Here is a 12,347-nt window from a genome sequence, read left to right on the forward strand (position 1 = left end):
AATCTCAATTAATTAGACCAATTCCAGTGCGTTTTCGCGTAGTTTTTTGGCGGCCTTTACCAAGTTTTTAAGCGCTGTTTTGGTTTCTGGCCAATCTCTAGTTTTTAATCCGCAATCGGGATTTACCCAAATATGTTCTTTAGGAAGTACGTTTTTTGCTTTATTAATAAGATGTTCAATTTCTTCTAAAGAAGGAACTCTAGGCGAATGAATATCATAAACACCAGGACCAATTTCATTAGGATATTTGAAATTCACAAAAGCGTCAAGTAATTCCATTTCCGAACGCGAGGTTTCGATGGTAATAACATCGGCATCCATATCAGCAATATTTGAAATGATATCATTAAATTCAGAATAACACATGTGTGTGTGAATTTGGGTTTCATCTTTAACACCTGAGGCTGAAATACGGAAAGCTTTTACTGCCCAGTCTAGATAGGCTTTCCAGTCTTCTTTTCTAATAGGAAGTCCTTCGCGGATGGCTGGCTCGTCAATTTGAATAATTTTTAAACCATTGTTTTCAAGGTCGATGACTTCATCTCTAATAGCTAAAGCGATCTGGTTGCACGTGGTTGATCTGGGTTGATCATTTCTAACAAAAGACCATTGTAATATGGTAACAGGACCTGTTAACATGCCTTTTACAGGGATATCGGTTAAGGATTGAGCGTATTTTGACCATTTTACAGTCATGGCTTCGGGGCGTGAAACATCACCAAATAAAATAGGAGGTTTTACACAACGACTACCATAACTTTGAACCCAACCAAAATTACTAAACACAAAACCATTAAGTTTTTCACCGAAATATTCAACCATATCATTACGCTCGAACTCCCCATGAACCAAAACATCAAGACCGATGTTTTCTTGAAAACGAATGGAGCTTTCAATTTCTTTAGCAATTAACTTATCGTACGCTTCGTGAGAAATTAATCCTCTTTTATGTTTTAAACGCCAGCTTCTTACTTCTTTGGTTTGAGGAAAGGAGCCAATAGTGGTGGTTGGAAATAGAGGTAGTTTTAAAGCTTCTTTTTGCTTCGCTTGCCTAATCGGGAATCTATTTTCGCGATGCGCATCTGATACTTTAAGGTTTTCAATGCGAGATTTTACAGTCTCGTTATTTATCAGTTTAGACTTCTTTCTATTCAGGTTTGCTAGTTTGTTTTCTTCAAAAAGGTATAAATAACTGTTGTTTTCTTCGGAAGAAAGATGTTTTAATGCGATGACTTCTTCAATTTTTTGTTTTGAAAAGGCGAGCCATTGTTTGATTTCAGAATCGATATTTGTTTCAAGATCTAAATCATAAGGCGTATGAAGTAGGGAGCAGGATGTTGAAATCCATAAATTTTCTATTGGTAGTTTTTTTGAAGCTTTTTCAATAAGTTTTAATGAAGCTTCAAAATCATTCTTCCAAATGTTTCTCCCGTCAATGAGTCCTAATGATAAATTGACATACGGATTGAAGTATTTAGACGCTAAAATATCATCTAATTGAAGCGGGCATCGTACTAAATCTAAGTGGAGGGTATCTACCGGAAGCTGAAGGGCTGTTTCTAGATTTTCACCATAGCAATCGAAGTAATTTGCTAGAAATATTTTTAATTTTGGAAAACGTTCAGCAATCGCTATATAGGTTGAAGAAATGGCTTCACGGGCTTGGTTGGATAGGTTTAAGGCTAGACAAGGTTCGTCTATTTGAATGTATTCTACATCTAATGCGGTTAATTCGGTAAGAATATCGAAATATACAGGTAATAAACGCTCCAGGAGTTCCAACCTATGAAATCCTGATTCTTTTTCCTTTCCTAAAAGTAAAAAGGAGACAGGACCTATTAATACAGGTTTTGTTTTAATGCCTAGTTTTAAAGCTTCTTGATATTCATCGATTATTTTTTTTGAAAAGAATTCGAATTGTTGATTTTCTTCAAATTCTGGAACGATATAATGGTAGTTCGTATCAAACCATTTAGTCATTTCCATAGCAGTGACATCAATATGTTCATTTTGAAGGCCACGTGCCATAGCAAAATATAACTGTAAAAAGTTGTCTTTATTGATGTTTTGATAACGCTTAGGGATACAGCCAAATGTTAAACAAGCGTCTAGTATTTGGTCGTAAAACGAAAAATCGTTTGAAGGAATAAAGTCTACGCCTAAAGATTGCTGTTGTAACCAATTTTGTTTTTTAATAGACGAAGCTGTTTCTTGGAGGGTATGCTCATCTATGTTATGTGCCCAAAAGGCCTCACATGCTTTTTTTAGTTCTCGTTTGCGACCTATTCTAGGGTGTCCTAAAATTGTAGTTTTCATAATTTGTTATAGTTTTTATTACTGTTCAAAATTATGTTTAAAGAATGTTTTTGAGTAATTTAGCTTAATAATTAGTTTTTTATTCTTAAAAATTATAATTTACAAGTTAAATTATCTTTTAAGAAGTTGCGATGCCATGCTAAACAGAAAATAATTCTACAATGATGCTTGATGATATTGATATTCGGATTTTAAAATTACTACAGACAAACTCTAGCTTGACTACAAAAGATTTAGCGGCCAAAGTAAACTTGTCGACGACTCCAGTTTTTGAAAGGGTAAAACGGTTAGAGAAAAGTGGTTATATTAAAAACTATATCGCTGTTTTAGATGCCGAAAAGTTGAATAAGGGTCTTATGGTGTTTTGTAATGTAACTTTAAAAGAACACACGCGCGAGATTGGTAATCAGTTTGTGAAAGATATTTTATTACTGAAAGAAGTGGTGGAGTGTTATAATATTTCTGGAGATTATGATTTTCTCCTAAAAATAGTGGTAAGTGATATGAAAGAATACCAAAATTTTGTTCTGGATCATTTAGGGGGAATTAAAAATATAGGCAGTGCACATAGTACGTTTGTTATGGGGGAAATTAAAAATACCTATGCTGTTCCTATATAGTACTGTTCAAGGTAGTAAATTGATGAAATAAAAAAGCCCGATAAAACTATCGGGCTTTTTATGTAATTATAAATAATGATCACTAAGATTCAGCTGGTTTTTCAGCCTTTTCTATAGAGATTTTTAATTCATCGGTAGCGGAATCTAAATCGATTTTAATTTTGTCACCTTCCTCTAGGTGAGAAGTAACAATTTCTTCAGCTAAAGCATCTTCAACATATTTTTGAATAGCTCTTTTTAGCGGTCTTGCACCATATTGCTTATCAAATCCTTTTTCAGCAATAAAATCTTTTGCCGATTCCGAAAGTGTTAAATGATAACCAAGACCTTCAATTCTGATTAAAAGCTTTTCTAATTCGATATCGATAATCTTGTTGATGTCTTCTTTTTCAAGAGGATTAAATACAATAACATCATCAATTCTATTTAAAAATTCTGGAGCAAATGACTTTTTAAGTGCATTTTCGATAACACTTCTTGCGTTTGCGTCTTCTTGAGCTTTTTGTGAAGCGGTACCAAAACCAATACCTGTACCAAAATCTTTTAACTTTCTAGCTCCAATATTAGAAGTCATAATGATAATAGTATTTCTAAAATCAATTTTTCTTCCTAAACTATCAGTCAAATACCCATCATCAAGTACTTGTAAAAGCATATTGAAAACATCTGGATGTGCTTTTTCAATTTCATCTAACAGAATTACAGCATAAGGCTTACGTCTTACTTTTTCTGTTAATTGACCACCTTCTTCGTAACCAACGTATCCTGGAGGTGCTCCAATTAAACGTGAAATAGCGAATTTTTCCATGTATTCACTCATATCAATTCTAACTAAAGAATCTTCACTATCAAATAACTCGCGAGATAAAATTTTTGCAAGTTGGGTTTTACCAACACCAGTCTGACCTAAAAATATAAATGATCCAATTGGTTTATTAGGGTCTTTTAAGCCTGCTCGGTTACGCTGAATGGCTTTAACAACTTTTGCTACGGCTTCATCTTGACCAATAACCTTTCCTTTAATATGATTAGGTAATTCGGCTAATTTGTTAATTTCTTTTTGTGCAATACGGTTTACAGGAACTCCAGTCATCATAGACACCACATCTGCCACATTGTCTTCTGTTACAATTTCTCGGTGTTGTTTGGTTTCTTCTTCCCATTTTTCTTGAGCCATAGCTAAATCTTTTTCGATGCGTTTTTCGTCATCTCTAAGTTTAGCGGCCTCTTCGTATTTCTGCTTTCTTACAACAGCATTTTTAGACTCTTTAATGTCTTCAAGTTGCTTTTCAAGCTCGATAATTTGCTTTGGAACATCAATGTTTGTAATGTGAACACGAGATCCTGCTTCATCAAGAGCATCAATAGCTTTGTCCGGTAGGAATCTTTCCGACATATATCTGTTGGTTAACTTCACACAAGCTTCAATAGCCTCTGGTGTATAGTTAACATTATGGTGCTCTTCGTACTTTCCTTTAATGTTATTGAGGATTTCTATAGTTTCATCAACCGTAGTTGGTTCCACAATAACCTTTTGGAAACGACGCTCTAAAGCACCGTCTTTTTCAATGTACTGTCTGTACTCATCTAAAGTTGTGGCACCAATACATTGAATTTCACCTCTTGCCAGGGCAGGTTTAAACATGTTTGAAGCGTCTAAACTTCCTGTGGCACCACCGGCACCAACAATGGTATGTATCTCGTCAATAAACAAAATAACATCATCGTTTTTTTCAAGCTCGTTCATCACAGCTTTCATGCGCTCTTCAAACTGTCCGCGGTATTTTGTACCTGCAACTAAACTTGCTAAATCAAGGGTTACCACACGTTTATTGAATAGAATTCGAGAAACTTTTCGCTTAATGATTCTTAAAGCTAAACCTTCAGCAATGGCAGATTTACCAACACCAGGTTCTCCAATAAGTAAAGGGTTATTTTTCTTTCTTCTACTTAAAACTTGTGAAACGCGTTCTATTTCTTTTTCTCTACCCACTACAGGGTCAAGTTTACCTTCCTCGGCAAGTGCGGTTAAATCACGTCCAAAATTGTCTAAAACAGGGGTTTTAGATTTCTTATTGGCTTTGCTTCCAGTGGGGGTGTTAAAAATATTGTCTTTAGCCGAATCGTCTTCCGTGTGTGCATCATCATCTTGAAACTCGGCCTTTGGGTCTATATAATCGTCGTTATCGTTTGTAATCATAAGTTTAAATTGTTCTTTAACATTGTCATAGTCAACTTTCAGCTTATTTAAAAGCTTGGTCGTTGGGTCATTCTCATTCCTCAGGATACAGAGCAATAAATGCGCTGTATTAATTGAGGTACTCTGAAATAACTTGGCTTCTAAAAATGTTGTTTTTAAAGCACGTTCTGCTTGCCTAGTAAGGTGTAAGTTCTTTTTTTGATTTGAAGCTACATTTATATTGGGGTTTGCAGGACTAAGTATTTCAACCTTTCTTCTTAAATGATTTAAATCAATATCTAAAGCATTTAAGATGCTTATCGCTTTTCCGTTTCCATCTCGCAATAGTCCAAGCATTAAGTGTTCAGTGCCAATAAAATCATGACCTAAACGCAGGGCTTCCTCTTTGCTGTAAGCAATCACATCCTTTACTCTTGGGGAAAAATTATCATCCATATATCTTATCCTTTCTGCATTAAAAATAATAAAACATTTTACCAAAGACAAAAACTGTACCTGTTTTTGTGGGTAAAGTGCTAATTGACGAAAAAAACTTTATAAAATCAAAATTTTAGCGCCTATAACTTATTAATAATATAGTCGTATTAATTGTTAATAAATAACATTAAAAAACACGCCTCTTTGTCCTGCTATGACTGATGAAAGTCTTATATTAGCGTGTTTTGAAAAAGACATAAAATTAAATAAGAATATTTATGGCAGAAGGAGAGAAATTGATCCCTATTAATATTGAGGATGAGATGAAATCGGCCTACATCGATTATTCGATGTCAGTCATTGTGTCTCGTGCTTTACCAGATGTAAGAGATGGTTTAAAACCAGTTCATAGACGTGTACTTTACGGTATGCACGAACTGGGAGTTAGAGCAAATTCAGCACATAAAAAGTCCGCAAGAATAGTTGGAGAAGTTCTAGGTAAGTATCACCCACACGGTGATTCATCAGTGTACGATGCTATGGTACGTATGGCTCAGGAATGGAGTTTACGTTATATGCTAGTAGATGGACAAGGGAATTTTGGTTCTATTGACGGCGATAGTCCTGCAGCAATGCGTTATACGGAAGCTCGTATGCGTAAGATTTCAGAAGAAATGCTGGCAGACATCGAAAAGGAAACCGTAGATCATATGTTGAATTTTGATGATACACTTCAAGAGCCAACAGTTTTACCTACAAGAATCCCAGGTCTTTTAGTAAATGGTGCATCAGGAATTGCTGTTGGTATGGCAACGAATATGCCACCACACAATTTAACAGAAGTCGTTAACGGAACTATTGCATACATTGAAAATAACGATATTGAAATAGAAGAACTGATTCAGCACGTTAAAGCCCCAGATTTTCCTACCGGAGGAACAATTTATGGATATGACGGTGTTAAAGAGGCTTTCTTGACAGGTAGAGGACGTATTGTTATACGTGCTAAAGCCAATATTGAAGAGGTTAACGGTCGCGAGTGTATCATTGTTGAGGAGATTCCTTACCAAGTGAATAAAGCAGATATGATTAAGAAAACTGCTGACTTGGTAAATGAGAAAAAACTTGAAGGGATTGCTACGATCCGAGATGAGTCTGATAGAAATGGAATGCGTATTGTTTACGTGTTAAAGCGTGATGCTATCCCAAATATTGTATTAAATAAATTATTTAAGTACACGGCGCTACAGTCCTCATTTAGTGTAAATAACATTGCGCTTGTAAATGGAAGACCACAGCTGTTAAACTTAAAAGAGCTTATTCATTATTTCGTAGAGCACAGGCATGAAGTTGTTGTAAGAAGAACAACTTATGAATTACGCAAAGCGGAAGAAAGAGCTCATATTTTAGAAGGATTAATTATTGCTTCAGATAATATTGATGAAGTGATTAAAATCATTAGAGCGTCATCTAATGCTGATGAAGCTCGTACCAATTTAATTGAACGTTTTAAGCTTTCTGAAATTCAAGCTAAGGCCATTGTAGAAATGCGTCTGCGTCAATTAACAGGACTGGAGCAAGATAAATTACGTGCCGAATACGAGGAGATCATGATAACTATTGAAGACCTTAAAGATATTTTAGCTAATAAAGAGCGAAGAATGAATATCATTAAGGAAGAGTTAGAAGTGATTAAAGATAAGTATGGTGATGAGCGTCGTTCAACGATTGAATATGCTGGAGGTGATTTAAGTATTGAAGACATGATTCCAGATGAGCAGGTTGTGATTACCATTTCTCATGCGGGTTATGTTAAAAGAACGTCACTTTCGGAATATAAAACTCAAAACCGTGGAGGTGTGGGACAAAAAGCTTCAACCACACGTAATGAGGATTTCTTAGAGCATTTATTTGTGGGAACTAACCACCAATACATGTTATTCTTTACACAAAAAGGAAAATGTTTCTGGATGCGTGTTTACGAAATTCCAGAAGGCAGTAAAACATCTAAAGGTAGAGCGATTCAAAACCTGATTAATATTGAGCAAGATGATAAGGTTATGGCCTTTATCTGTACTCAAGATTTAAAGGATGAAGCCTATATCAATAGCCATTATGTGATTATGGCTACTAAAAATGGTCAGGTTAAAAAGACCTCTTTAGAACAGTATTCACGTCCGAGAACAAACGGAATTAACGCTATTACTATTAAGGATAACGATGAGTTATTAGAGGCAAGATTAACCACTGGAAACAGTCAAGTTATGCTAGCTCTAAAATCAGGTAAAGCTATTCGTTTTGAAGAAGCTAAAACACGTCCTATGGGTCGTGGTGCTTCTGGTGTTCGTGGTATTACTTTAGCTCATGATAAAGATGAAGTTATCGGTATGGTAACCATTGAGAACTCTCAAGAGGAATCGGTATTGGTAGTTTCTGAAAACGGATACGGTAAGCGTACTTATATTGATGATCCAGAAGATGGAGAACCAGTGTACAGAATCACCAACCGTGGTGGAAAAGGAGTTAAAACCATTTCTATTACCGAAAAAACGGGTGATTTAGTAGCTATTAAAAGTGTGACGGATAATGATGATTTAATGATTATCAATAAGTCGGGAATTGCCATAAGAATGGTTATTGCTAACTTAAGAGTCATGGGAAGAGCCACTCAAGGTGTAAAATTAATTAACCTTAAAGGAAACGACTCTATTGCAGCTGTTGCTAAAGTTGTTCATGAAGAAGAAGTCGTTGAAGAGGATGGGGTAGAAGCGCCTGAAAACACGAACCTTAATGGAGATGAAGGGAACCTTGAAAATAATTAGATTATAAATAAATAGAATTAAATTAAATATATTACAAAAATGAAGAAACAAGGTATAATAGCTTTGGCGATTTCAATTAGTGCTTTTTCTTTTGCACAAAAAAAGGAATTGAAAACAGCTGAAAAAGCTATCAAATCAAGTAATTATTCTGAAGCGAAATCGGCTTTAGGTCAAGCAGAATCATTAATGTCTGCTATGGATGATAAGCTTAAAGCTAAATATTATTATTTAAATGCAGAGGCATTATATGCAAACGGTAAGGGCTCAATGAAAGATATTGATTCTGCCATTGCAAGTTTGTCTAAAGTAGAAGGAGACTATGTTAAGGAGTCTGAAGAGTTGAAGCAGAAAATGGTAAATAGTTTACTTAAAACTGGTAATACTGCCTATGAAGCTAAAGATTTTTCAAAAGCTTCTAATTACTTCGAGAAAACATACAGATTGAGTACTAAGGATACGGTATATCTTTATTATGCTGCAACTATGTCTGTTAGTGTTCCAGAATACGATAGAGCTTTAACTTTATATGAAGAATTGAAAGATTTGGGATATACTGGTATTGCTAAAGAATATTATGCAACTAATGTAGAGACTGGTAAAGAGGAAATTTTAGATAAAGCAACAAGAGATTTATATGTGAAATCTAAAACACATATAAAGCCAGGTGAGCGTACAACTGAATCTAAAAAGCCTGAAATCGTAAAAAATATTGCCCTTATTTATGTAAGTAATGGTGATAATGAAAAAGCGATTGCAGCTATGAAAGAAGCAAGAGCAGAAAGCCCCGATGATGTAAACTTAATTTTATCTGAGGCTAATGTGCATTACAAAATGGGCAATACCGAAGAGTTTAAGAAATTACTAGAGCAAGCTGTAGCAATGGATCCTAAAAACCCTGAATTACAGTATAACTTAGGAGTAATTGCAGCGGAAACAAAGCATCCAGATGAAGCTAGAAAATACTACGAAAAAGCTGTAGAATTGGATCCAAATTACGTAAATGCTTACATTAACTTATCAGCGTTAATTTTAGCAGAGGAGAAACCAATTATTGAAGAAATGAATGGTTTAGGGAGTTCTAAAAAAGATGACCTGCGTTACGATGAATTAAGAGAAAAGCGTCAAAACTTATATAAAGATGCGGTTCCTTATTTATCTAAAGCTTTAGAAATTGATCCTAATAACCTTAATGCTGCTAAAACTTTAATGAATATCTACAGTATCCTTGGTGAAACAGAAAAGTCTAAGGGAATGAAAGAAAAAGTTGAAGCTCTTGAAGCTGCAGGTATGTAATGAAAACCTAATAAATAAGTACAAAAAAGCCGCTTTCTTGAAAGCGGCTTTTTTTATGTTTGCTTTTAAAAGGATCAATAAAAGAAGTATTTGTAATTACCTTAGTCCATAAACTGTTACGTCTGCCTTTCCATTTAAGATACCTTTGGTATCGTACCAAAATTCGATGCTTCGTAATTTGCGCTTTCCACCTCTTAAATCAATAACACGACTTTCACCATTTTTAGGTATAGAAAAACGCGTTTCAATTTTTTCGGGAGCATCGCCGCCATCGTAGGTAACGATCATGCGGTGTATGTTTAATGGGGAATCTCTTACTTTAAATTTTAGTTTACGGTAATAATCATAAGGTCCTGGGACGTTTATTCTATCATGATCCGCCGTATGATTGGCATGAGTGGTTCCAAGGTTCACCCACTTTCCAACCTGATTGTTGTGGTTGTTTACCGTATGAACTCCTTTTCGGTGCTGTGCATTTGCATTTTGAAAGCATAGAAAAACAGCTAATAGGGTTGCGAATAAGTAGCTAAGTTTTTTTTTCATGAGTATCTCATTTTTAATTAATTAACTTGTATTAAATATAAGGAATTTTAATAAAAATTAATTTTTAAAAATGACAACTTTATCAAATAATCTTCTTGATAACTCGTAGTTTGTGTGTATGCGTATTTTTATCCACGTTGTAAATCCCAGAATGATCTAAACGATCAATGCGCACTTTGCCATGAGCATGAATAATGTAGTTGTTTTCCATGATGATGCCGACATGTATAATTGTACCTTCGCTGTTATCGAAAAATGCCAAATCTCCCGGTTCGCTTTCTTCAATAAAACTCAGCGCCTCACCTTGTGTGGCTTGTTGTGAGGCATCACGTAGTAACTTGTAACCATTAAGTTTGTAAATCATTTGTGTAAAACCAGAACAATCAATACCAAAAGGTGTTTTTCCACCCCATAAATATGGCGTATTCAGGTATAGAAATGCGGTTTTAATGATATTAGATTTTTCAATTTGATGATCAACAAAATTACCATCGTAGACATGGTTTAATAACGTAAGACCGTTTAAGCTTGAGCCAATTGAAATGGGGAATATTTGCTGGTTTTCATCTTCTATAAACTCCACCAAATCGGTCGAAAGTTTAATAGGTTGTTGATTTAATGTCTTATAGTGATCTTCCGAAATTTCAAGGTATTGTTTGTTGTCTATCCAACCCTCATATTTATCAAAAGCCAGTCTTATTTTACTCCATTTTTTGCGTTGTTCAATAATTTTGAAAATTTCACCATAAAGGACTTGCGAAACTAATTCGCTAGGATCTGCAGGCTCATTTCGTAGAGGAACAATGCTTAAATTACAAATTCCGTATTGCATTAAATACTTTTAATTTCGTTCTATAACAATTGCCGATGCACCACCGCCACCATTACAAATAGCTGCTGCACCAATTTTTGCATTATTCTGTTCTAATATGTTAAGTAGTGTAATGATGATTCTAACACCAGAACACCCAAGTGGATGACCTAACGATACAGCACCACCGTTTACATTTACATTTTTATCTGAAAGACCTAGCAACTTTATATTGGCCAATCCAACAACCGAAAAGGCTTCATTAAATTCGAAGAAATCAACATCGCTAAGAGTAATTCCTGCTTTACCTAAAGCTTTAGGAAGGGCTTTTGCTGGAGCAGTAGTAAACCATTCTGGCTCTTGTGCAGCATCGGCATATCCTTTTATGGTTGCTAATGGTTTTAAGCCTAGGCTATCAGCTTTAGTTTTGCTCATTAAAATGACTGCACCCGCACCATCATTAATGGTAGAGGCATTGGCAGCTGTAACCGTTCCATCCTTTGTAAAAGCTGGACGGAGTTGAGGTACTTTTTCAAAATTCACATTAGAAAATTCCTCGTCTTTAGAAACGATGATAGGTTCGCCTCGACGCTGAGGGACTTCAACAGGAGCGATTTCATTGTCAAATTTCCCTGTTTCCCAGGCTTCGGTTGAACGTTTATAGGATTGTAAGGCATATGCATCCTGATCTGCTCTACTAAATTCATATTTATTGGCACAAGCATCAGCACAAACACCCATAGCATTTTGATCGTAAGCATCAACCAAACCATCTTTTTGCATGCCATCAACAAGGGTTGAAGGTCCGAATTTTGTCCCTGTTCTTGTGTATAAATAATGTGGAATAAGACTCATGTTTTCCATACCTCCAGCGACTACAATTTCGGTATCACCAAGCGCTATAGATTGTACGCCTTGCATCACCGCTTTCATTCCAGAAGCGCAAACCTTATTTACGGTTGTACATGGTACTGTGTTTGGAATACCTGCATATATGGCGGCTTGTCTTGCTGGAGCTTGACCAGCACCGGCTTGAATGACTTGGCCCATAAAAACTTCATCAACCAGTTCTGGTTTTAAATTAACTTTCTTTAAAGCAGCAGAAATAGCAATAGCCCCTAGTTTAGGAGCAGGAACGGTAGATAAAGCCCCCATAAAACTCCCAATTGGGGTTCTGGCAGCAGAAACTATAACGACTTCTTGACTCATGAATGGAAGTTTTAATTAGTACTTGCGAAAATAACGAATTTTTGGTAGAATTTGGAACGATTCAATTATTATAAAAAATGGTTAAAGTTCATAATTTTATTACATTTGGAAATTAG

General features: G+C 35.4%; 8 protein-coding genes. 3 read left to right on the top strand and 5 right to left on the bottom strand.

Features of this window, described 5'->3' with window-relative positions; genetic code table 11:
* Positions 1-12: 12 nt before the first annotated feature.
* Entirely contained in the window at positions 13-2,316 is a 2,304-nt protein-coding gene (metE, locus tag A6I66_RS05395) for a 5-methyltetrahydropteroyltriglutamate--homocysteine S-methyltransferase (protein ID WP_067146382.1), read from the bottom strand.
* Between the two features lie 161 nt (positions 2,317-2,477).
* Here metE and A6I66_RS05400 point away from each other — a divergent pair, with 161 nt between their 5' ends.
* Entirely contained in the window at positions 2,478-2,936 is a 459-nt protein-coding gene (locus tag A6I66_RS05400; RefSeq protein WP_067146384.1) for an Lrp/AsnC family transcriptional regulator, read from the top strand.
* An 82-nt stretch (positions 2,937-3,018) separates the two neighbouring features.
* Here the strand turns inward: A6I66_RS05400 and A6I66_RS05405 are convergent, their stop codons facing one another.
* Positions 3,019-5,571, bottom strand: coding sequence for an ATP-dependent Clp protease ATP-binding subunit (locus A6I66_RS05405; protein ID WP_067146386.1), 2,553 nt, complete (start codon positions 5,569-5,571; stop codon positions 3,019-3,021).
* A 260-nt stretch (positions 5,572-5,831) separates the two neighbouring features.
* Here A6I66_RS05405 and gyrA point away from each other — a divergent pair, with 260 nt between their 5' ends.
* Together gyrA and A6I66_RS05415 are read left to right on the top strand one after the other, a co-directional pair.
* Positions 5,832-8,375, top strand: a complete 2,544-nt coding sequence (gene gyrA, locus A6I66_RS05410; RefSeq protein ID WP_067146388.1) for a DNA gyrase subunit A — start codon at positions 5,832-5,834, stop codon at positions 8,373-8,375.
* Positions 8,376-8,414: 39 nt separating this feature from the next.
* On the top strand, positions 8,415-9,668 hold the full coding sequence (locus A6I66_RS05415; protein ID WP_067146390.1) for a tetratricopeptide repeat protein: 1,254 nt from the start codon (positions 8,415-8,417) through the stop codon (positions 9,666-9,668).
* Positions 9,669-9,764: 96 nt separating this feature from the next.
* Here the strand turns inward: A6I66_RS05415 and A6I66_RS05420 are convergent, their stop codons facing one another.
* From A6I66_RS05420 to A6I66_RS05430, 3 genes are all read right to left on the bottom strand, one after another.
* Positions 9,765-10,211 carry a hypothetical protein gene (locus tag A6I66_RS05420; RefSeq protein ID WP_067146392.1) on the bottom strand — a complete coding sequence of 149 codons (447 nt, stop codon included), beginning with the start codon at positions 10,209-10,211 and terminating at the stop codon, positions 9,765-9,767.
* An 82-nt stretch (positions 10,212-10,293) separates the two neighbouring features.
* Positions 10,294-11,043 (bottom strand): C40 family peptidase, encoded by a 750-nt coding sequence (locus A6I66_RS05425; protein ID WP_067146394.1) that lies wholly within the window; start codon positions 11,041-11,043, stop codon positions 10,294-10,296.
* 9 nt (positions 11,044-11,052) lie between these two features.
* Complete coding sequence (locus tag A6I66_RS05430; protein WP_067146396.1) at positions 11,053-12,231, bottom strand: acetyl-CoA C-acyltransferase; 1,179 nt, start codon at positions 12,229-12,231, stop codon at positions 11,053-11,055.
* Between the last annotated feature and the right edge of the window lie 116 nt (positions 12,232-12,347).

The organism is Pseudotamlana agarivorans (assembly GCF_001642835.1).
GTDB lineage: Bacteria > Bacteroidota > Bacteroidia > Flavobacteriales > Flavobacteriaceae > Pseudotamlana > Pseudotamlana agarivorans.